Annotated in this window: 18 protein-coding genes and 1 pseudogene; 11 read left to right on the forward strand and 8 right to left on the reverse strand. The window is 62.9% G+C overall.

Annotated features, from left to right (window positions below; genetic code table 11):
• Positions 1–6: 6 nt before the first annotated feature.
• The 4 genes from AB4Y36_RS24445 to AB4Y36_RS24460 all read right to left on the reverse strand — a co-directional run bounded on the left by AB4Y36_RS24445 (position 7) and on the right by AB4Y36_RS24460 (position 2,164).
• Positions 7–336: a hypothetical protein gene (locus tag AB4Y36_RS24445; protein ID WP_368684343.1), complete on the reverse strand. Its 330-nt coding sequence runs from the start codon at positions 334–336 to the stop codon at positions 7–9.
• Positions 330–1,430, reverse strand: a complete 1,101-nt coding sequence (locus tag AB4Y36_RS24450) for a diguanylate cyclase (RefSeq protein ID WP_368684344.1) — start codon at positions 1,428–1,430, stop codon at positions 330–332. The genes AB4Y36_RS24445 and AB4Y36_RS24450 overlap by 7 nt, the downstream gene beginning before the upstream one ends.
• A 121-nt stretch (positions 1,431–1,551) precedes the next feature.
• Positions 1,552–1,767, reverse strand: coding sequence for a hypothetical protein (locus AB4Y36_RS24455; protein ID WP_069262118.1), 216 nt, complete (start codon positions 1,765–1,767; stop codon positions 1,552–1,554).
• 202 nt (positions 1,768–1,969) lie between these two features.
• A complete protein-coding gene (locus tag AB4Y36_RS24460) occupies positions 1,970–2,164 on the reverse strand; it encodes a hypothetical protein (protein WP_342948147.1) in 195 nt (64 codons plus the stop codon).
• Here AB4Y36_RS24460 and AB4Y36_RS24465 point away from each other — a divergent pair.
• The 5 genes from AB4Y36_RS24465 (at position 2,163) to AB4Y36_RS24485 (ending at position 8,380) form a co-directional block, all read left to right on the forward strand.
• Complete coding sequence (locus tag AB4Y36_RS24465) at positions 2,163–2,426, forward strand: hypothetical protein (RefSeq protein ID WP_368603155.1); 264 nt, start codon at positions 2,163–2,165, stop codon at positions 2,424–2,426. The genes AB4Y36_RS24460 and AB4Y36_RS24465 overlap by 2 nt on opposite strands.
• Positions 2,427–2,917: 491 nt before the next feature.
• On the forward strand, positions 2,918–4,552 hold the full coding sequence (locus AB4Y36_RS24470; protein ID WP_368684345.1) for an L-lactate permease: 1,635 nt from the start codon (positions 2,918–2,920) through the stop codon (positions 4,550–4,552).
• Positions 4,553–4,562: 10 nt separating this feature from the next.
• Positions 4,563–4,781 carry an EmrB/QacA subfamily drug resistance transporter gene (locus tag AB4Y36_RS24475; protein ID WP_069262417.1) on the forward strand — a complete coding sequence of 73 codons (219 nt, stop codon included), beginning with the start codon at positions 4,563–4,565 and terminating at the stop codon, positions 4,779–4,781.
• Between the two features lie 69 nt (positions 4,782–4,850).
• Positions 4,851–6,512 (forward strand): gamma-glutamyltransferase, encoded by a 1,662-nt coding sequence (gene ggt, locus AB4Y36_RS24480; protein ID WP_368684346.1) that lies wholly within the window; start codon positions 4,851–4,853, stop codon positions 6,510–6,512.
• 59 nt (positions 6,513–6,571) lie between these two features.
• Positions 6,572–8,380, forward strand: a complete 1,809-nt coding sequence (locus tag AB4Y36_RS24485) for an SLC13 family permease (RefSeq protein ID WP_342948144.1) — start codon at positions 6,572–6,574, stop codon at positions 8,378–8,380.
• Positions 8,381–8,399: 19 nt separating this feature from the next.
• Here the strand turns inward: AB4Y36_RS24485 and AB4Y36_RS24490 are convergent, their stop codons facing one another.
• Entirely contained in the window at positions 8,400–9,047 is a 648-nt protein-coding gene (locus AB4Y36_RS24490; protein ID WP_254316354.1) for a transcriptional regulator, read from the reverse strand.
• 104 nt (positions 9,048–9,151) lie between these two features.
• A complete protein-coding gene (locus AB4Y36_RS24495; protein WP_368684347.1) occupies positions 9,152–10,129 on the reverse strand; it encodes an ornithine cyclodeaminase family protein in 978 nt (325 codons plus the stop codon).
• 159 nt (positions 10,130–10,288) lie between these two features.
• Between AB4Y36_RS24495 and AB4Y36_RS24500 the strand changes: the two genes are divergently transcribed.
• The 4 genes from AB4Y36_RS24500 (at position 10,289) to AB4Y36_RS24515 (ending at position 16,571) form a co-directional block, all read left to right on the forward strand.
• Positions 10,289–11,086 carry an ABC transporter substrate-binding protein gene (locus AB4Y36_RS24500; RefSeq protein ID WP_069262113.1) on the forward strand — a complete coding sequence of 266 codons (798 nt, stop codon included), beginning with the start codon at positions 10,289–10,291 and terminating at the stop codon, positions 11,084–11,086.
• A 31-nt stretch (positions 11,087–11,117) separates the two neighbouring features.
• Positions 11,118–12,362, forward strand: a complete 1,245-nt coding sequence (locus AB4Y36_RS24505) for an NAD(P)/FAD-dependent oxidoreductase (protein ID WP_368684348.1) — start codon at positions 11,118–11,120, stop codon at positions 12,360–12,362.
• A gap of 542 nt (positions 12,363–12,904) precedes the next feature.
• Positions 12,905–13,942, forward strand: coding sequence for a 3-oxoacyl-[acyl-carrier-protein] synthase III C-terminal domain-containing protein (locus tag AB4Y36_RS24510; RefSeq protein ID WP_069262111.1), 1,038 nt, complete (start codon positions 12,905–12,907; stop codon positions 13,940–13,942).
• Between the two features lie 28 nt (positions 13,943–13,970).
• Entirely contained in the window at positions 13,971–16,571 is a 2,601-nt protein-coding gene (locus AB4Y36_RS24515; RefSeq protein WP_368684349.1) for a hybrid sensor histidine kinase/response regulator, read from the forward strand.
• A gap of 74 nt (positions 16,572–16,645) precedes the next feature.
• Here AB4Y36_RS24515 and AB4Y36_RS24520 read toward each other — a convergent pair.
• Positions 16,646–17,032: pseudogene (locus tag AB4Y36_RS24520) on the reverse strand (response regulator); the annotation flags it as partial.
• Between the two features lie 4 nt (positions 17,033–17,036).
• Positions 17,037–18,923, reverse strand: a complete 1,887-nt coding sequence (locus AB4Y36_RS24525; protein ID WP_368684350.1) for a putative bifunctional diguanylate cyclase/phosphodiesterase — start codon at positions 18,921–18,923, stop codon at positions 17,037–17,039.
• 270 nt (positions 18,924–19,193) lie between these two features.
• Between AB4Y36_RS24525 and AB4Y36_RS24530 the strand changes: the two genes are divergently transcribed.
• Together AB4Y36_RS24530 and AB4Y36_RS24535 are read left to right on the forward strand one after the other, a co-directional pair.
• On the forward strand, positions 19,194–19,553 hold the full coding sequence (locus AB4Y36_RS24530) for a DUF3564 family protein (RefSeq protein ID WP_368617528.1): 360 nt from the start codon (positions 19,194–19,196) through the stop codon (positions 19,551–19,553).
• Positions 19,554–20,121: 568 nt separating this feature from the next.
• Entirely contained in the window at positions 20,122–20,946 is an 825-nt protein-coding gene (locus AB4Y36_RS24535) for an IclR family transcriptional regulator (RefSeq protein WP_083245058.1), read from the forward strand.
• Positions 20,947–20,971 lie beyond the last annotated feature (25 nt).

Here is a 20,971-nt window from a genome sequence, read left to right on the forward strand (position 1 = left end):
GTGCGGCTACGGTTTCGTCCCGGCAGGACACGCCCGGGCTCGGTCCGGTCTACGCGCATTAACGCGGGATGTATCGGTGTACTGATCTTCCGGCGCAGAAGGAACGATGCGGTAGCGCGGCAGCGCCGAGGGCTCCCCGGCGACATAGACGGCGGCCGGCCGGTGCAGATAGAGCACAGTCACGCCCTGCGCAATCCGGTTGCCGGGATCGTAGCCTTCCGCGTGGATCAGAACGTTGGTGAGTTCCTTGACGAGGCCGGCTTCCGCTTCGGGTGTCAGGGCATCTTCGGGCCATAGTGACACAGCATCGCGCTGTGCCGCGAGGCGCGTCACCACGACGCCGGTTCGGCGACCACGCATCGGTTTTTGCCTTGCCGTTTCGCTTCGTAGAGCGCACGGTCGGCGAGCCGAAACGTTTCGGGTACACCGATCAGCTCCGAGATGCTCGAGACCCCAATACTGACCGTCACCCTGTGTCCGGAAATTCGCGCCGCCGCTACGGTGCCGCAGATTTCACGTGCGAGGGTTTTGGCGCTTTGCTGGTTGCCCGGGAAGATCACGCCGAACTCTTCGCCGCCAAGGCGACCGCAAAGGTGGGGGCTGGCGCTTTCCTCGATGGTGCGCGCCACGGCGGCCAGGACCTCGTCGCCGGCGTCGTGCCCCGCGGTGTCGTTGATTTGCTTGAAGTCGTCGACATCGATGAGCAACAGCCAGAATTCCTCACTGGACCGGCGGTCCTGGCATTCATTGACCTCCAGCATGAAGCTACGGCGATTCGCAATGCCGGTGAGTGTGTCCCTGAATGCGAGTCGTACCAGTTCGCGCTGTACCAGAAATGTCTTTTTCCGCTCCTGTGTAAACAGGAGATTGAGCAGGAGACCGAGCGCAAGGGCGGCGAGCGCAAACAGCAAAATCCAGTTGCGGTCCTGTGAGGACATCAGCGCGACCACCTCGCCGTGGGATATGATCAGCCAGACAGTCAGTGCACTTGCGAGATAGTTGAAATACCCGGAGATCACCGGGGCCATGCCCACGTTGATCGCCACGCCGATCGGCAGGACCCAGAACGCAGGATTGCCGGTGCCGGGCATATTGGAGTGAAACGCCAGTGCCACGAACGCTGCGCATGCGAACCGGCCCAGCGCGTCCATTCGCAGTCCCCGTGAGGCGTACGTCATGCCCATCGCGAGGAGGATGCCGCTGGCGGCTACCAGCGTGCCCGGCACATCGAAGCGCGCATGGGGATTCGCGAATGCCCGGGACATGAGCCACGACACCAGCCCGAAGAGTTGGACCGCCACAGCGAGAAGGCGCGAACTTTCCGCCGCACTCTCCAGGAAAAGACGCAGCTCTGTGGCGTCCCGAAAACTGCGTCGTTTCTCGAGAAACCGGGTTCTTCCCGCGTACGGCATGCCAGCGACCATCACCATTCTGGAACATTTGGATTCGCCCCCGGTATAACGACACGGCTGCGATTTCCTTTAGCCTGGCATGGCCCCATCCCGAGCAGGCCGCGGCGCGGCAATTGCGCGGAGCAACCGATGGGACACCCTAGCCAAAGCGGGCATCCAGCCATCGCTTCGCCCAATTTTCTGCGTAGGCAATCGCATCCTCGCGCGCGTCGAATCCCGCGAGATCGCCGCTGGAATGGACTTCGCACTCGCTCCCATCGATTCGCCTGGTGCTGATGCGCACGTGCGCCATGTATTCCCCATCCGCCCGGCGTGGCGTTGGGTCGATATGAAAGCGGTCTGGATCTGAACGCATAGGTCTCTCCCTGAATCCCAGTGAGGAATCCGCAAGCCGTCCGAATCTTCGGCCGGCGGTACTCGTGGTCTGCGATGGAGGGGAGCGGCGCGATCCCTGAGAAGTGGCAGCAGGAGGAGCGGCGGGATCGGTCGCAGTCGACGGATGTTTTCATACTACGCCGCCGCCTTCATTTGTACAGCGATAGTTTCGACCGGCATCCTCACGCGTTCCGGACCCGCGTGCGCGTCGAGAGCAGGCCATTGCGTCGCGGATCGTAGGTCGACAACAGCGATCCTGAACGCGGCTGCGTCAGGTGCAGCAACATCCCAGCTGCGAGGCATATACTGGGCTGGTCGCGGTGCCAGCCTTGCCATTCGTTGCGGCCGATTGCGGCGAATCCGGAGAGGGGCATCATGAACGACCCATCGACCGAGGAACTCGAGCTTCTGACCGCAGACCTTCACCTCGCGGAAGCTCGACGGCGGCTGGCGGCGCTCACGGTGTGCGTCCAGCGTCAGCGGGAATGCGGCACCGCCAGCGTGGCAGGAGAAGACTTGCTTTGCGTGATGCGCGACATCATACAGACCATGACGCTGCACCGCGAACTGCTCAGACGCGAGGTCGAGCATCAGCGCAGGCTTTCATGCGATGGGCGCGCACGGTGGCCGGTGAGCTGAACAGTCATTCCTGCGTCAGTGCTGGCAAGCGCCTGACATGAGCCGCGAATCGGGGACGTGTCCGAAAGCTGTGTTTTTCGGCTGCCATTCGCTTTCAGGGGCGATGTATCGCGCAACGGTCGATTGCGTTAGCAAACCTGGCCTAGTGCGAAACGGCGTCAAAGCGTGCGGGACGTCTCGCCTGCCGAAATGCCGATGTTTCATTGCGCACGCAATCATTGTTGACAGAAATCGAGGGAAACCTGCGATTCGTTCACGAGATAGTTTTTCGCTTTATTCGAATGTCGGTAATCGATTGAGAACGACGTTAAATAACAAAATAATTTTCGAAGAAGGGATAAGCCACTCAAATCGGAAAAATGTTGCACAACGAAATAAGTCACTGGATTTTTAGCTTGCGGCTTAAACAAAAGCGACTATCATCAGTTAAATCGATTTCCGAGCCGAATCTCCCAACGTCAGCGGAGACTGTGTCGGTATGAGGGAAGGAGATGACTGACACATCAATTCCGGTCGATCTGATTCACTGGATTCTGGCAACACTTTCGATCGTCGCGCTGCTCGTCTTTCTCGTGCCGCTTCGCTGGCGCGCGCCTGAGGCCGGTCCGGGTGCAATGTTCGTGGCGGGTTTGATCGCCTTTTTCGCATTCCGCACTCCACTTGGGACATTGACTGTCGCAAGCGCCAAGGGCGTATGGGACGCCATATTCATCCTGTACGTTATGTGGCCGGCATTGTTGCTCTATCAGATCACCAAACAGGCTGGCGGATACGACGCCCTGCGGCACGGGATTTCCCGCTTTAGCCGGAATGAATTGTTCGTCATTCTCGGGCTCGGCTGGGTCTTTTCATCGTTTCTTCAGGGTATCGCGGGCTTCGGCGCGCCGATTGCCGTTGTGGCTCCGCTTCTGCTCGCAATTGGCGTCAGGCCGGTTTATGCAGCCGCCATTTCGATCATTGCGCATGCATGGGCCCGGTTCTTCGGCACGCTCGGCGTCGGCTGGCTGGCGACCTTGCAGGTGGCGGATGTACAGGACGTGACGCGGGCCGCATTCGAATCCTCGCTACTGCTGTTGATTCCCACCTATTTTGGTGGACTGCTGATCGTATGGTTGTACGGACGCTGGGCCGCAGTGCGTCATGCATGGCCGCTTGTCCTGATTCTTGGCACGATACTCGGCTTTGGGCAACTGATTTTCGCGTTCCTGAGCCCGGAACTCTCGACGTTCCTCGCGGCGGCCATTGCGATGATCGCACTGTACCCGCTCTCTCGCTGGCGCCGTTTCAGCGAGCCGGTTCCGCAAGCCGATGTGCCGGAGCGGCCCGCAATGGACGAAACGGCGGTCCGTACCGAGTCGGAGGCGAGCGAGCCGGTGATGAGCATCGGCATGGCTTTTCTGCCGTATGTCGTGCTCACGGTCGTCACGCTGGGTATTTTGCTGATCGATCCGCTGAATAACGCCTTGCGGCAGTTCCGCATCGGTCTGCCGTTTCCCGAAGTGACCACAGGGTTCGGCGTGACGAACGCGGCGGTCACACGTTATGCGCCGTTTGCGCCGTTCACCCATCCGGGCACGATGCTGCTGATATCGGCCATCATCGTGTGGATCGTGTATCGCGCGAATGGCTACTACGGGGCGTGGCAGTCGCGTCATGGCAAGGAAAACCTCGGGCGCTCGCTCATCGTGGATGGCGTGCCCGCGTCGCTGCCGGTCATCGCGTTCCTCGTGACGAGCCGGGTTCTCGATCACAGCGGACAGACCATGGTGCTCGCGCACGGTATTGCCGACGCCTCGCCCCCGCTCGTCTACGCGGGCATCGCCAGTGTGATTGGCGCGCTTGGCGCGTTCATGACGTCGAGCAGCACCGCATCGAACGTCCTGTTCGGCGGCTTGCAGAGCGACGTCGCGCATTTGCATTCGCTGCCCGTGGAGGCGATCGTGGCGGCGCAGGCCGCAGGCAGCGCCTACGGCAACGCCATCGGCCCCGCGAATATCGTGCTGGCCACCAGCATCACCGGTATCAAGGGGCAGGAAGGCGCGGTCATGAAACTCGCCATCCCGTGGACGATCATCGTGGCCATCCTCACCGGGATAGGCACGATTGTTCTCGTCATGCTCGCGTGAGGTGATCGGCATGGACAAGCTCGTGGCAGAAACGGTGGCGCTGATCCTGATGTTCCTCGCCTTTCCGCTCACCAGCAGGGGCGCGACCACCGGTAACACGCTGCTGCTGAGCCTCGGCCTGCTATGCGTGATTGCCGGCGGCGCGCTGCCGATCATCACGCGCTTCATGGATCACTCCAAAGACAAGGTCAGAGACGCGGGCGTCGAGTTCGACGATCGAGCTTCCTGATCGACTCGCCGCTTTCGCGCGTTGGAGCGTGTCGCTTTGCCGGATCAACATCACGGGAGCGCATTCATCATGAGTCATCCAAACGGCCCTCGCACCGGTCGGCCGCCCACCCGCGCACCGCAAGGGATGGTGTCGACTCCTCACTATCTCGCCAGCCAGGCTGGCCTTACCATGCTGCAACGCGGCGGCACGGCAGTCGATGCCGCGATTGCCGCGAACGCCGTGCTGTGCGTCGCGTACCCGCACATGGCGGGACTGGGCGGCGACGGATTCTGGCTGATCGCCGACGGCAAGAGCGAGCAGGTGTACGCCATCAATGCGAGCGGACCCGCTGCGCAGCAAGCCACACTGGCCCGCTATCGGGGCAGCGCGGGTGCCGACGAAATCGCGGCGCGCGGGCCACAGGCCGTGCTCACCGTGCCGGGCGCGATTGACGGCTGGCGTCTTGCCCACGAGCGCTTCGGGCGGTTGACATGGGCGGACCTGTTTGGGCCGGCGATCGGCTACGCTCGCGACGGCGTGCCGGTGAGCCGCTCGCTCGCGGACTGGACGGCGCAGGACGTGCCGATCCTCACGAAATATCCCGAAACCGCGGCGGTGTTCCTGCCGGGCGGCCGCGTGCCGGCGGACGGCGAACGGCTCGTGCAAAGTGCACTCGCACGCTCGCTGCAGCATCTCGCCGATCAAGGCGCGCGGGCGGGATTTTACGAAGGCGATCTTGCTGCACGGATCTGCGGCGCGATCGGTCAGGCGGGCTCGCCGCTGCAGGCGGACGACTTCGCCGCGTATCACGCGCAGTGGGTGACGCCGATCAGCACGACGTACCGGGGCAATACGGTGTATGAGCTGCCCCCGAACACCCAAGGCTTCACGCCGCTGCAAATCCTGAATCTGATCGAAGGCTACGACGTCACCGCGTGGGGCGACGGCACGGCAGACTACTATCACCACCTCGCCGAAGCGGTGAAGATCGCGTTTGCCGACCGCGAGGAGTGGCTGACCGACCCGGATTTCGTCGCGATACCGGTGGACGAACTCATCTCCAAGGCGTATTGCGATGAGCGCCGCAAACTGCTCGACCCCGAACGCGCGCTCGACATCGCAACCGTGCCCGCGGGCATTGCGTGTCAGCATCCGCACGAGCGCCGCGCGCCGGACGGCGACACCTGCTACTTCTGCGCCTCGGACAAGGACGGGATGGTCGTGTCGCTGATCCAGTCGATTTATCACGACTTCGGCAGCGCGGTGATGGGTGGCGACACCGGCATCATCATGCAGAACCGCGGCGCGTTCTTCTCGCTGGACGAGCATCATCCGAACAGTCTGCAGCCGGGCAAGCGAACCTTCCATACGTTGATCCCGGCGCTGATGTCGTGCGACGGCAAGCCTTGCCTCGCGTTCGGTTCGATGGGCGGCGAAGGGCAGCCGCAGACGCAGGCAGCGCTCGTCACGCGGATCGTGGACTTCGGCTACGACGTGCAGCAGGCCATCGAAGCGCCGCGCTGGCTGATGGGCCGCACCTGGGGCACCAAATCGCGCAACATGTCGCTCGAGGGACGCATCTCCGACGAAGTCGTGCGCGAACTGAAACGCCGGGGTCAGCCCGTGCAGATGGTCACGCACTGGAACGACAACATGGGACATGCGCACGCGATCCGGGTCGATCGCGAACAGGGCTTTTATGAAGGCGGCGCCGATCCGCGCGGAGACGGCGCGGCGCTGGGCTACTAGCTTTCGCGGCTGCTGACGGCGGACTAGTGCACTGTGAAGTCGCACGAAGGGTCGAACACATGAACCCGATGATCGTTACCTCGCTCATCCTCGCTGTAACGATGGTGCTGTTCATCTGGAACAAGCTGCCGGCGGCGGTGGTCGCCGTCATGTCGCTGCTCGCGCTCTACCTTACCGGCGTGCTGACGATGCACGAGGCGTTGGGCGGATTCGGCGATCCGCTCATCGTCTTCATCGCCGCGCTGCTCGGCGTCGGGATCGGCCTCGAGACGACCGGCGTGGGCACGTGGGCGGGCCAGTGGCTCATTCGTCATGCCGGCCAGAGCCAGAAACGGCTCATCGCTTCGCTGCTGATCCTGTCCGCGATCTCGACGGCATTGATCGGCATGAACGGCGCCGTTGTCGCGATGTTGCCGATCGCGGTCATCGTCTGCGTACGCACCCGGCTCGAGCCTTCCCAACTGATGATGCCGGTGTCGATTGCGTGCCTGACCGGCGCCAAGCTCACACTGCTAGGCAGTCCTGTGAATGTCATCGCGGCGAGCGCGGCCGATGCGGCAGGCGGCGCGCCGATCCGCTTCTTCGAATGGTCGATTGTCGGCCTGCCGCTTTTCGCGGGCAGCCTCGTCATCATTCTGGTGCTGGGGCCGCTCTTGCTGCCCAAACGCAGTTCGGGATCGCTGCCGGCCGATTTCAGCCAGCATGCGCATACGCTCGTCGAACAGTACCGCATGGCCGAGGACGTGTGCCGGCTGCGCGTACGTGCCGGGTCGCCGTTTATCGGCAAGACGGTGGCCGACATCGATCTGTCGCAATACCCGGGCCTCAGCGTCCTCGGGCTCATGGACGAAGAGGATGCGGAGCTGGGCGGGCAAGCTGCGCTCGAGGGACAGCACCTGCTCGTGCGCGGCGACGCGCAGGTTGTCGCCCGGCTGGCAAACGACCTGCACCTCGCCATTCGCGAGCCGTACCGGGAATCGCAGGCAGTGACCAACGCGTTGTTCAACCGTACGTCAGGCCTTGCCGAAGTGGTGATCCCGCAGCGCTCCGCGTTGATCGGTCAAGCCGTGTTTCCGGGTATGGCGACGCACGAAGGAGACCTGATCGTGCTTGCCGTCCAGCGCAGTGGGGAAGACGTGCCGGGACCCTCCACGCATCTGCTCGCCGGCGACCATCTGCTGTTTCGTGGCACATGGGAGGCGCTGGACAAGCACTTCTCCGACCCGCAGATCCTGATGGTCGATGCGCCGCAGGCCGTCCGGCGCCAGACTGTCGCGCTCAGTCGCGGCGCTCGCGAGGCGCTTGTCATTCTCGCCGTTCTGGTCGTGCTGCTTGCGACCAATGTCGTGCCGGCCGCCGTGGCCACGCTGATCTGCGTGACGGCGATGGTGCTGACACGCGTGATCAAGCTGAGCCAGCTGTATTCCATCGACTGGAACACCTGCGTGCTGGTCGGCGCGCTGATCCCGCTCGCCACTGCGATGTCGAAGACCGGGCTCGCGTATCTGCTTGGCGACTATGTGATCCAGATCGTCGGCTCCGGCGGCCCGCGCGCCGTGATGGCGGGACTCTTCGTCGTCGCTGCGGTGCTGACCCAGGTCATCTCCAACAACTCTTCCGCGCTCGTGACCGTGCCGATTGCGGTTGCCACAGCGCGGGAACTCGGGGTGTCCGCGACGCCGTTCCTGATCGCGGTCGCGCTGGGCGCGGGCGCAGCCCACCTCACGCCAATGAGCACGCCGGTGAACATCGTCACGTACGGGCCGGGTGCCTACGCGTTCGGCGACTACTGGAAGATCGGTGCGCTAATCGTGTTGTGGTCGATGGCGGTGGTTGTGTTCATTGCGCCGTTGTACTGGCGCTTCTAGTCAGGCATGGGTTGGGGCGCTATTCGGCGTCCGCCTTCATTTCGCGCAGATGCTTGTAGACCGTCGCGCGCCCCATGCCCAGCACCTTCGCCACATAGTTGGCGGAACTCTTGCCCTTGAACGCGCCTTCGGCGTGCAGCGCCTCGACCAGTTCGCGGCGGTGTTCGCGCGTGAGCGAGTTGAGCGCGATCTGCCGCTCGCGCAGCCAGCCGTGCAGAAAGGTGTTGATGCGCTCCTGCCAGTCGTCCCTGAACAACTCCTCGGGCTGTGCGATTACGCCTGCGCCGCGCAGGAAGAGGTTGAGCGTGGCCTGCATGTCGTCGAACGCGGCGATGTTGAAGTTGATGCACATGACACCCGCCGCGTGCCCTTCATCGTCGAACAGCGCCGTGCTCACGCAACGCATGCGCCGCCCGTCCCAGTTCACCTTCTCGTAGGGCCCGAGCAGCTTGTTGCGCGTGGTTTCCTCGACGTCTTCGAGCGCGGAGTCGTCGCCGACCTCGCGCTTCGAGAGATTGTTCGAGAGATACGCCACGGTCTGGTCCGAGAGGTCGTGAATCACGACCTCCGCGAACGGAAAGAACAGCGTGGTGATGCTGTCCGCCACGTGCGCGTAGCGCGCGAGCAGCAGGTCGCGCGCGGTCTTCGGGCTGGCGGTCTTCTTCACGCGGGTTTTCTCGTCTTCTCGTTTCGGCATCGGGCTGGAACCGGGTTGCGGCAGAAAGGACATCGATGATACTGCGTTCGCTCGACGCCGCGCATCAACGGGCATCAGCGTGCGCTTTGCAGATGCTCGTACAGCGCGTTCGCGACGGCCATGTCTTCGAGGCCAAGGCCGATCGAGCGGAAGAACGCGTGGCGCGCGTACGCCGGGCGCGGGCAGGCGTCGTTGGCGAGTTCCGCGAGATCGCCCGCGATCGCATCGGGCGACCAGCCGTGCTCGCGCGCGGCCAGCACCATTTCGCCCGCGCTTTGCGGCGTGGTGTGGCGATAGTCGCAGTACACGTCGAGCGAGGGCAGCGCGGCCGGATCGATTTCATGTGCGTGTGCGACGTTCGTGCTGATCGAGGTGATGAGCGCGGGTTTCGTGAGCGTGTCCAGCGCTAGCACGGGCTTGCCGGACGAGGTGCACAGCATCACTACGTCGGCGTCGTGCACGCAGGCATCGGGCGTTTGCGCCACGCTTGCCCGTGCGTCCAGCGCACGCAGTTCGGCCTGGCGTTGTGCGTCGCCGGCGAGCTTCGGCGAAAACACGCGAATGCTCTCCCACGCGCGAAGCGGCGCAACGTGACGAAGATGCGCCAGCGCGACCGCGCCCGAGCCGATCACGGCCAGGCGTTTCGCCTCGCGCGGCGCAAGCTGATCGACGGCGAGCGCCGTGGTGCCCGCGGTGCGCTCGGTCGTGAGCAGCGCCGAGTCGCACCACATGAGCGGCTGGCCCGTTTTCATCGACATCAGCGCGGTCCATGCGGTGATGATGGGCGGCTGGCCCTCGGCGCCCACGATGTACGGCGAGAGCTTCGCGCCGAACACGCCCGCTTCGGCGAGCACGCCGAGATAGGTGATGAAGTCGCCGGCCTGCTTCGGGAACAGCGTCAGGGTTTGCGGCGGCTGCACGGCATCGCCGCGGCCGAGCGAGGCGAACAGGCGGGCGAGTTCGCCTCGCACGTCGAGGCTCGGCAGGGCGGCGCGCACCTGGGCGGCGTCGACGACGAGCGGCGCGGCGAAGGCTGGGGACATCTCGTTCATGGTGGGGCTCCGGAGTCGCGGTGTAGACATTTTTGTCCATTCTAGACTTTATTTTTATTTTTCGTCTATATTCCTCCTGCGGCCGGGGCCCTCGTGAAAGGGCGCCGCACGAAGCGCAGCACACTTGAACAGACACTTATTACGAATTGGGTGACGACGATGAACAGGAAGATGATTCGCTTTGCGGCTGCGGCCAGCCTTGCGTGCCTCGCGGGCATGACGGCGGGCGCGGCGCACGCGCAGGACCCGAAAACGCTGCGCTTCGGCGTGGAGGCCGCCTATCCGCCGTTCGAGAGCAAGACGCCTTCGGGCGATCTGCAAGGCTTCGACATCGATATCGGCAACGCGGTGTGCCAGAAACTGCAGATGAAGTGCGTATGGGTGGAGAACAGCTTCGACGGCCTGATCGCCGCGCTCGAGGCGCGCAAGTTCGACGTCATCAATTCGGCCATGAACATCACCGAGAAGCGGCGTCAGCAGATCGCCTTCACGCCCGCCATCTACGTGATGCCGATCCAGATGGTCGCAAAGAGCGGCTCGGGTCTGCAGCCCACGCCCGCGAGCCTGAAGGGCAAGTCTGTTGGCGTGCTGCAAGGCTCGACGCAGGAAGACTATGTCCGCAAGCACTGGGGCACGCAGGGCGTGAACGTCGTCACCTACGAGAACCAGGACCAGATTTTCGCGGACCTCGCGGCCGGGCGCCTGGACGGCGCGGTGCAGGAAGTGCAGACTGCCACGGACGGCTTCCTCTCGAAACCGCAGGGCAAGGGCTTCGAATTTGCGGGCGCGCCGCTCAAGGACCCGGCCACGCTCGGCGAAGGCACGGGCTTCGGCATGCGCAAGGACGACGCGGCGCTCAAGGCGAAGGTGGTGGCCGCGATCGATTCGCTGCGCCAGGACGGTACGCTCACGAAGCTGTCGATGAAGTATTTCGGCCGCGATATCGTCGCGAAGTGATGTCGATCACTTTGGAATCCAGAGCCGATTCATGAGCCAGAGCGCGATCGTTCTCGGTGCGGGCATCGTCGGCGTGAGCGTCGCGCTGCATCTGCAGGCGCGCGGCGTGCAGGTCACGCTCGTCGACCGGCGCGGGCCCGGCGAGGAAACGAGCCATGGCAATGCGGGGTTGATCGAGTCGTCGTCGGTGGTGCCGTATGGCTTTCCACGCGATTGGCGCACGCTGCTGCGCCTCGTGCGCAACGACTCGACTGTGCTGCGCTACGACGTGCGCTCGTTGCCCGCCTACGCGCGCTGGCTCGCGTCGTTCTGGCGCGAGTCTTCGCCGGCGCGCCTCGCGCACGCTGCGCGGGACATGCTGCCGCTCATCGAGTGCAGCGTAGCCGAGCACGACGCGCTGATCGCGCGCGCGGGCTTGCGCGATATCGTGCGGCCCATCGGCTGGCTCGAAGCGTGGCGCTCGCCCGCCGGCTTCGAGCGCGAAATGCGCGCGGCGCAGGGCGTGGCCGACGCACACGGCCTGCATGTGCAGATGTTCGACGCGCCGGGCCTCATCGCACTGGAGCCTTCTCTGAGCGCGGGCTATGCGGGCGCGATTCACTGGATCGATCCCGCGAGCGTGGCGGATCCTGGCGCGCTGACGAAGGGTTATGCGCAACTGTTCCTGCGTGAAGGCGGTGCCTTTGCACAGGGCGACGCGCGCACGCTGATGCCCGACGGCAAGGGCTGGCGAGTGCAGACCGACGCAGGACCGGTAAGCGCCGAGCTTGCGGTCGTGGCGCTCGGCCCCTGGTCGGATCTCGTGACGCAGCCGCTCGGCTACCGCGTGCCGCTCATGGTCAAGCGCGGCTATCACATGCACTACGCGAGCGAGGCGCGTGCGCCGCTCGTGCGTCCGGTGGTGGATATCGAAGGCGGTTATGTGGTCGCGCCGATGCGCCGCGGCCTGCGTCTGACCACGGGCGTAGAGCTTGCCACGCGCGAGCGTCCGCCCAACTACGCGCAGCTCGACGCCGCCGAGCGCGAGGCGCGCCGCGTGTTCGGCCTCGGCGCGCGGCTGGACGAAACGCCGTGGATGGGCCTGCGCCCCTGCACGCCCGACATGCGCCCGCTGCTTGGGCCTGCCCCGCGCCATGCGGGACTGTGGTTCGCGTTCGGTCACAATCATCATGGGCTTACGCTCGGGCCCGTCACGGCGCGCCTCGTCGCCGAGCAGATCGTCGGCGAAACGCCGTTCATCGATCCCACGCCGTATTTGCCCGCGCGATTCGGCTAAAGCACGCGTTGGACCGATAGCCACCCGGACCGCGGCGACCAGATAGTCGCCGCGCTCGATCGCCTCCGGTTACACGAGCGGAATGTCAATGTCGGTCTGTCACTTGTCCTGCGGCATTTCCGGAAACACATTCAGATTTTGAAAGACAGCGGGTGGGCGCGCAGTTCTTGTCCGCTTGCAGGATCTCGACTCTCAAGTTTCACTCACTGTTGCCGATAATCCGTCGGGGGTGACTCCCGCAAAGTAAGCATCGAACTTGATCTGCGAAGCCTGAGCCATGGCCGAATGGCGCCGGCAGTTGGAAGATGGATTGAAAGGATTGGAGAGCGGCGGGCACGCTCCTGAACGTATGGGTACAAGCCCCAGGCAATCGAGACCCGGCCGCTGAAAGTCAACGCGTAGGGAAGGGGGGGAATTCGTGATAAACGGTGGGGGCGCTAACGTACGGGGGCCGTCCGGCCGGATATCTGGTGTCCAGGTATCCGCGTGCCACACGCGCGAGACCTTTACCCATCCATCTTTTCGCGATTCACGGATTCTCTATGCTTATCAAGAACGTCGCAGTCAGTCTCCCTTCGAGGGTCGTCACGAACGAAGAAGTCGTCGATATGATCCGGTCCCACTCGACCGCTTTCGATGGCGACATCGACAGGACCGTGCGAACCATCAAGACACTGCTTGACCGCAGCGGTCTGGTCCATCGTCGCTGGTGCGACAGCCATGAGTCGCCCATCGATCACGTTGCGATGGCGACGCGCAAGGTGTTATCGGAAACCTATCTGAGGCCGGAGCACATCGAGCTGTTCATCTTCGTCGGCATCGGTCGCGGGTTTCTCGAGCCGGGCAACAGCCACATGATGGCGAGCACGCTCGGCTTTGGAAACGCCGAATGCTTCGATGTGGTCGATGCCTGCATGAGCTGGACGCGGGCCATGTCGATCGTCGACAGTCTCTTCAAGACTGGCCAGTATAAGAACGCGATGATCGTGAATGCCGAATTCAATATGCTCGCGGGCGGGCCGCTCTATCCTTCGAATTTTGCGCTCAAGCATCACGCCCAGGTCGAATATACCTTGCCGTCGTTTACGATAGGCGAAGCGGCGACGGCCACGCTGGTGGTGGCGAAGGAGCCGGATAACTTCAGCTTTGCGTTTCGCGGCAAGCCGGATGTTTCGGACCTGTGCACGATTCCGATTCCTGGTTACGAGGGGTATTGCCACCCCACCGACCGTATCGGCAAGAACGGCGAAATGCGGTTTACCTCGTTCGGCCACGAACTGCACAAAAATTCAGATGAGCTTACCGAAGTCTTCTCCAGACTCTCTGTTCCCAAAAAAGACATCGACATCGTGTTTACGCATGCCTCCTCCAAGGCCGCGTGGCACGGCTACGGCGTGAAGGCAGGCATCGACGATAAGATGTATCACATCTATCCGGATACCGGAAATCTCGTTTCCGCGTCGATTCCGGCTGCGATTTCAATGGCCAAGGAGACAGGGAAGTTGAAGCGGGGAGACAGGGCGTTGTGCTGGGTCGGCAGCGCCGGCATGTCGTTCAACGTGAGCAGCTTCCTGTTCTGAGGCTCGGTATCAGTCTAACGAGAACGATATGAAAGGCATGGCAGGAGGCGTTCGCTATCTGATGCAGCGGGTCCGCGACGCGTATGGATTGTCGGACCTTAGCGTGCTGGCGGTGGGCGTCATCGGGACCATCGGGCATCCGCTGTACTGGTTGTGGTGGACGTACATCGACCCCCAGCCCAATGAAAGCACGCTGATGCGCGTTATCGGCGCGCTCGCCTGTCTGCTGTTGCTGCTGCGCCGCTTCTGGCCCGCAGCAGCAGTGCCTTTCCTGCCGTGGTATTACTTCCTGACGGTAGCTTATACGCTACCGTTCTTTTTCACCTACTACCTGATCACCGGCCACTATTCGATGATCTGGTCGATGGCGGAAGTCGGGATGATGTTTTTCCTGATCGCGATTTTTCCGTCGTTCGTCGCGCTGGCGCTGAACCTCGCGCTCGGGGTTGGCCTCGCCATCCTCTGCGCGTGGATCGTCACTCCGGAGTCCCTGCACGTCGACGGCCATTTGCTGCTCTACACCTACCTGCCGGTTTTCGCGTTCGGCATCTGCGCGGGCCTGACGTTCAGCTACAGCAACATGCGGGGGATCACGGCGCAGGCCAAGAACGGCGCACTTCGGGCGCTTGCGGGCACGATCGCCCATGAAATGAGGAATCCGCTCAGCCAGCTCAGGTACGTGCTCGATCGCGTCGAGGAGGCGCTGCCCGCGATGGCAGAGTCGAAGCCCTCGCCGGCGTTGGCCGTCGACGCAGTGGCTTCGCTTTCGCAGCACGTCGCGCACGGACAGTTGGCGATCGACCGCGGGCTCAGAATCATTGCGATGACGCTCGATGAAGTCAGCGCCAAGCCCATGCAGTCGGACAATCTCAACTATGCGAGCGCGGCGGAGGCGACACGCAAGGCGATCGACGAGTACGGTTTTGGCGGCAGAAAAGAGCGCAGCCGCGTCAAACTGATGGTCCTCGAAGACTTCACCTTCAAGGTGGACGAGACCGTCTATCTGTTTACCTTGTTCAATTTGATCAAGAATGCGCTGCATCACATGGCGGCGCATCCCACGGCAACACTCACGCTGACTGTCGACCGGAACAAGGTGATCGTTCACGACACGGGACCGGGCATTGCAGCCGAGATGATGTCCCATCTGTTCGAGCCTTTCCGCACCCAGGGAAACACTGCCGGCACGGGTTTGGGGCTTGCTTACTGCCAGCGTGCGATGCGCTCGTTCGGCGGCACGATCGAGTGCCGTTCGGAACCCGGCAAATTCACCCAGTTTACGCTCGAGTTTCCGGCTATACCGGAGAGCGAAATCGCGGCTTACCGGCAGACGCTTCTCGCGCGCGCCACGGCGTTCTTCAGCGGGAAGACGATACTGTTTGTCGATGATGACGCGGTGATACGCGAGAAAGTCTGCCATGCGTTTTCAGGGGTGGGCGCCCGGGTGGTCGAAGCGCAGAGCGGTGAAGGCGCGCTGACGCTCCTTCGAGAGCGTTCCGCTTACGATCTCGTGCTGATGGACATCAATATGCCGGGTCTCGACGGCTACACGACCACGGAGAAGATCCGTTCCGATGCCGACCTGGCTGGCGGGGGCCTTCTTGTGGTCGGTTATACGGCCGAAGCTCACAACCTGGCTCGCGTGCTCGCGAAGGGCGCCGGCATGGACGCAACGATCAGCAAGTCCATACGCATGGTGGAGCTGGTGAGTACGCTGCAAAAGCTCATGGAAAGCGGCGATCGCCATTTGCGCCACCCGCGCTTCGATGGATTCGCGGGCAAGACGATTCTTGTCGCGGACGACGACACCTACAGCCGGATGGTCGCGAAGAGCTATCTGGAGCGATGTGGCGCCAGCGTCGTGGAGGCGGAAAACGGACAGGGCGTGATCGCGCGTCTGCAGGGCGGTGACAATGTCGATGCCATCGTGATGGACATGAACATGCCCGGCATGAATGGCGTGGAGGCGGCGGGGTGGATTCGCGCCCGCGTGGACGAGTATGGCGAGATGCCTATCGTGGCCCTGACCGGCCAGTCCGATATGGCGGCAGTCAGGACCTGTCTCGCAGCGGGCATGAATGAGGTCATGACGAAACCGGTGCAGGTCGGCGTGCTCTATGCGTGTCTCGCGCGACAGTTTGCACACTCGCGCGTGGCGAGCGCCCCGGAGAAACGCGAGCGGCCGGCGGTGCCGGTCATGCAGGTTGCCAATCGAGCTGCAACTCGGGCCGCAACTCGGGCAGCGATCGCGGAAAACGACCTGCTCGATGAGGCGCATCTCGACGAACTGGCTTCGCTCGACATGCTGGATCAGACCTTCCTCAAGGGCATTGCGCAAATCCGCTCGCTTCTCGCGCAGCTTGCAACTAGCGTGGAGGCCGGTGACATCCGGGCGGTGCACGCGACGCTGCACGTTCTGTTAGGTATCAGCGGGAATATCGGCGCGAAAGCGCTGCACCTGTATGCGAAGCAGATCTATCCGCGGGTCCTCGATGGCCAATGGCCGGACGAGACCGACTGGTTCGAACAGACCGCCGCGCTGGGAAACCGCTCGGCCGACGCGCTGCATCGATATTTTGTGGCTGCGATCAGCCCGGCCGATCAGCCGGGTGTATCGAGCGAGGACTGAGGTTCTAGCGGCCGTTGCGTGTCAGTGGCTTTCGCGCGTTCCTTGCGGGTGCCGAAACGCATGGTGACGGTCGTGGTTTGCGCGATCAGTGCGATCGTCGCCAAAGGCGTGTTCAACTCGTGCGCGAGGAACGCGAGCGTTTCATCCATCGCCAGCAATTCATGCTGACGCGTTTCACGCTCGGTCCACTGCGCAATCGCCTCGCGCAGCGTCTCGCGTACCGTGTCGATCCGCAGCGGCTTTTCGATGATGCGAAATACGCCTCCCGTATTCACGGTCCGCAACAGCATGTCCTTGTCGGCGTAAGCGGTCACCAGAATCCGCACGATCCGGGGATAGCGTTGAGCGGCTTCGCGCAGCAGTTGATCGCCGTTGCTGACCGGCATGCGGAAGTCGGTCACCAGGACTGCGATGTCCGCGCCGTGCTCCTCGAGTATCTCGATGGCTTCGTCCGCGTCGCGTCGCTCAGACGATGACGTTTTCGCCGAGCGTGGCAAGCGATGGCCGCGGTAGCGGGCTGCCGTCGGCGAGTACACGCGTGATGCTTTCTGCATCGAGCGGCCTGCTGAAGCGGAATCCCTGCGCCTCCACGCAACCGAGCGCGAGCAGAAACTCCTGTTGCGCGAGCGTCTCCACACCTTCTGCGATGACGGATAAACCGAGCGCTTGCGCAAGCGTAACCATCGCCTTCACGATCGCACCCGTGTCCGTTTCCCCGATGCCTTGCACGAACGCACGGTCGATCTTGATGCGATCGACCGGTAGCGCGCGCAACTGACTCAGGCTCGAGTAGCCCATGCCGAAATCGTCGATGGCAATACGGATACCCGCGCGGCGAAATTCGTGAAGGCGGCGCGCGGCGATCTCCGGTTGCTTCATCAATGCAGTCTCGGTGACCTCGAGCTCGAGCATCGTCGGATCGACGCCTGTCTCCTGCAGAATGGTTTGAAAAGTCTCGACCATGTCCGTGCGTTGCAACTGAAGCGGCGACAGATTGACCGACAGGCGCACGGGCGCAATCCCCGTGTGCCTCCAAAGCGCCGACTGCCGGCAGGCCTCGTGCAGCACCCACTCGCCGAGTATCGCGACAAATCCCGATGCTTCCGCCATCGAGACGAATTCGGCCGGGGCGACGTCGCCGTATATCTCATCGTGCCAACGTACCAGTGCTTCGACGCCGAGCACGCGGCCGTTGCGCATGTCGACCTGTGGCTGATAGTACACGCGCAGCGTCCCTGTTTCGATCGCCTTTCTGAGACGCGCCGAAAGGATGAGCTTTGCGTCGGCGTTCTCGCCCATTTCAGGCCGATAGCGATCCCAGCAATTGCGGCCATGACTCTTGGCCGCGTACATCGCCATGTCCGCGCACGAGATCAGCGTTTCCACATTGTCTCCGTCCGCGGGAAACACGCTGATGCCGACGCTGGCGCTCACCACGAGCTCGTTCCCGCCGACGAGCATTGGTTTCGCAATTGCCGCGAGTACGGCATCGGGAAGATCGAAGCGCGCGTCGTCCCGCCCGCGCGGCGCAACGATCATGAACTCGTCGCCGCCGTAACGACCAAGCATGTCGCCCGGTTGGGCGCAGGCCCGCAGACGACCGGCGACTTCGACGAGCAGCTGATCGCCGACGCTGTGCCCGAGCGCATCATTGACGGTCTTGAACGTGTCCAGGTCGAGGAAAACAACGTATACGGATTCGCCGTGGCGGGCGGGGTCAGTCAGGACTGCCTGCAATCGTGCGCTGAGCGCCGAACGATTCGCGAGCCGGGTCAGGCTGTCGCACTCGCTGAGTTCGCGCAAACGGCGCGAACGATCGAGAAGCCTGGTCGACACGTCATGGGTCGTTTTGGCGAACAGGAGTGGATAAATGAAGACGATGGGCAGCCACACCGGCGCGATCCGTACGTCCAGCGGCGTGGTGGCGATACCGAAGATTGCGGCCCCGGCGATCAGGCCCGCCGCACTCGCACCCACACCGGCCACGAAGAGCGGCCAACCACCCACGGCCATGGTGTCGAGCGCAAACATCAGCAGGATGACGACGGTTGCAACCGGTTCGAAATGAACCGCCGCGGCCAGCCCGCCGCCGAACGCCGAATCGAACAGCAGGTTCCATTTCTCTTTGCGGAGTGCGTCGTCAGTGTTGTTGCGTACCCGCGAATAAGCGACATGCGGCCAGACGAGACAGATGACAAGGACGCCAACGAAGAGCAGCGCCGGCGCACGTTGCACGTGCAGCAACGCCAGGACGGGTATGGAGCCGATCGCGTAGCCGAGGACCCTGAGAACATAAATGCGGCGCAAAATGCCGGCGGTCCAGAACTTGTCGCCCCTGGCGGACGTAAGCACGTCGTCTCCCCGATTCAAATCATATGATTTCGTGAGCATAGACCAGATCGGACTCCGGGATGCGGAGAACTGATTCCGCCCCCTGGGCGAACCGCAGCTGCGCCGACGTATTCGGGTCCCGGCCTGGCCTTCGCGTTATGTGCGTATCCGCACCACGGAGTTTTCCCAATATATGGAAAATCCGCTTGCGTTCCATCGCGGAACTCCTAGACTGACATCTTGCGATTCGAGCCGCGATCCCACTCACTAGCCGCACTGCACGGAGTGTCCATGCGACTGACCATCCTGATCAATGGTTCTGACCCGGCAGTCAATCACGAATTCGCCCTTGTGTGGATCGATCTCGACCAGAAACGCTGGTCGCGCGAGTCACATGAAGGCGTCGACCTGCCTTCGTGGGGCGACGTCCGCGCCGGCGGCGACGAGACGGTCTTATGCGCTCCGCAAACCGATGCACCCCTTTGCATCATGCGCGGTCTGAGCCTGAACGAACGGCAGGAAGTTCACTCGGGCCATGGCGATGCGAGCTGGCCGGACAACAGCGCGTGCAGAGAAACAGCTTGGCAGTGGCGCTTGCAGGCCGTTGACCGTAAATCGGTGCGCGCCGCGAATTCGCTTTTTGCCTGCTAGTCGTTGGCAAGACGGCTCTGTGAGCCATCGCCGATGCCGTGTGCCATTACTCCTTCAATGTCGCGAGTAGCCGGTCGATTTCGTCGAACTGGCTTTTCGACAATTGATGGCTTTGCATGATTTCCTGCAAGCGCTTTCGCCAATAAGCCGGCGGCAAACGCGACTCGTTCAGGTCCTCTGCAGACAATCGCTGAATCACGGATTTGATGTGGAGGATATCGCTGTGAGCGGCTTGCGACGACCAGGTACCCGACTTTCTCGGTTGGCCGCCACCGTCCAAACCCCTTTCTGACACTGTTCCCATCTTTATTTGCCGTCGGAATATGGCGCCGCGCATACATGCCCCGAGCGCGTCACCGGCCCTACGGCCTCCTGTTGTCATTTACCTGGGTGAGGCACGCCACGAATCAGGCGTCCTGTATGCCGAATAGATATTTTGTTCGGCCAGGCCGAACGTCGTTCGGCGCGTTATTTATGGTAGTTTCCACCTTGATGACTGTCAATATTGGCAGCGCTAAGCTGGCTGAAACGCTCGACCGCCCGCTAGCGGATAAAAGACGAAATACAAATGACACAAACGGACCAAACCATTGGCGAGCGCAACGCGCTTCGCAGCGTCAGCCGGGCGCTCGATGTCCTGGAGACACTGGGGGCCAGCGATAACGAGGGGCTTACCGTTGCCGAAATTGCGATGGCAATCGGCGTGTCGAAGAGCACGGCGTTCGAGTTATTGCAGACGTTGCTCGCCCGTCATTACGTCACCGATGTACGCCTTGGCGGCTCACGGCGCTATCGGCTCGGCTTTGCGCTCGTGCACCTCGGCGACCGGGCGGCGGCAGACGTCGGCATCTCCCAGCTTGCGATGCCGGTTCTGCGCGAGCTGACCGACACGACCGGTCTCACGTCGCGGCTCGCGGTGCTCGACGACAACGGCTATGCCGTCGCAATCAACCGGGTGGAGGCGCCCGGCATCGTGCGGATCGCGTCCGCGCTCGGACAACGCGAACTCCCGCATTGCTCGGCGCTCGGCAAATCCCTGCTTGCGTTATTGCCGCCGGCGCGCGTCGTCAAGCTGCTCGCGCATACCGGCATGCCCCGCCGCACCGAGTACACCCGCCTGACACCCGCTGAGCTGATGAAGGATCTGATTCTCGTCGCCGAGCGCGGCTACGCATTCGATGACGAAGAAGACAATCTGGGCGTGGTTTGCGTCGGCGCGGCAATCACGAACCGAGACGGCGAAGGCGTGGCTGCGATCAGCGTGACGACGCTCAAGAACGGGCTGGATGACGACGACCTGCACGCGCTGGGGCGCACGCTGCGCGCTCATGCCGAGCGCATCAGCCGGATGCTCGGCGCCCAGATTGTCCCGCAACGCGGCGCGGCGAGCTAGCGCGCATCTATCTCCCTGGCGGATC

Origin of the sequence: Paraburkholderia sp. BR10936, from assembly GCF_040965735.1 — a bacterium.
Classification (GTDB): Bacteria; Pseudomonadota; Gammaproteobacteria; order Burkholderiales; family Burkholderiaceae; genus Paraburkholderia; species Paraburkholderia nodosa_A.

Bases quoted from the DNA above. Each gene is read 5' to 3' on its own strand.
- AB4Y36_RS24535 (WP_083245058.1), top strand. From the start codon at position 20,122: ATGACACAAACGGACCAAACCATTGGCGAGCGCAACGCGCTTCGCAGC.
- AB4Y36_RS24485 (WP_342948144.1), top strand. From the start codon at position 6,572: ATGAACCCGATGATCGTTACCTCGCTCATCCTCGCTGTAACGATGGTG.
- AB4Y36_RS24465 (WP_368603155.1), top strand. From the start codon at position 2,163: ATGAACGACCCATCGACCGAGGAACTCGAGCTTCTGACCGCAGACCTT.
- AB4Y36_RS24475 (WP_069262417.1), top strand. From the start codon at position 4,563: ATGGACAAGCTCGTGGCAGAAACGGTGGCGCTGATCCTGATGTTCCTC.
- AB4Y36_RS24455 (WP_069262118.1), bottom strand. From the start codon at position 1,767: ATGCGTTCAGATCCAGACCGCTTTCATATCGACCCAACGCCACGCCGG.
- AB4Y36_RS24460 (WP_342948147.1), bottom strand. From the start codon at position 2,164: ATGATGCCCCTCTCCGGATTCGCCGCAATCGGCCGCAACGAATGGCAA.
- AB4Y36_RS24505 (WP_368684348.1), top strand. From the start codon at position 11,118: ATGAGCCAGAGCGCGATCGTTCTCGGTGCGGGCATCGTCGGCGTGAGC.
- AB4Y36_RS24510 (WP_069262111.1), top strand. From the start codon at position 12,905: ATGCTTATCAAGAACGTCGCAGTCAGTCTCCCTTCGAGGGTCGTCACG.
- AB4Y36_RS24530 (WP_368617528.1), top strand. From the start codon at position 19,194: ATGCGACTGACCATCCTGATCAATGGTTCTGACCCGGCAGTCAATCAC.
- AB4Y36_RS24470 (WP_368684345.1), top strand. From the start codon at position 2,918: ATGACTGACACATCAATTCCGGTCGATCTGATTCACTGGATTCTGGCA.
- AB4Y36_RS24500 (WP_069262113.1), top strand. From the start codon at position 10,289: ATGAACAGGAAGATGATTCGCTTTGCGGCTGCGGCCAGCCTTGCGTGC.
- AB4Y36_RS24495 (WP_368684347.1), bottom strand. From the start codon at position 10,129: ATGAACGAGATGTCCCCAGCCTTCGCCGCGCCGCTCGTCGTCGACGCC.
- AB4Y36_RS24515 (WP_368684349.1), top strand. From the start codon at position 13,971: ATGAAAGGCATGGCAGGAGGCGTTCGCTATCTGATGCAGCGGGTCCGC.
- ggt (WP_368684346.1), top strand. From the start codon at position 4,851: ATGAGTCATCCAAACGGCCCTCGCACCGGTCGGCCGCCCACCCGCGCA.
- AB4Y36_RS24450 (WP_368684344.1), bottom strand. From the start codon at position 1,430: ATGGTGATGGTCGCTGGCATGCCGTACGCGGGAAGAACCCGGTTTCTC.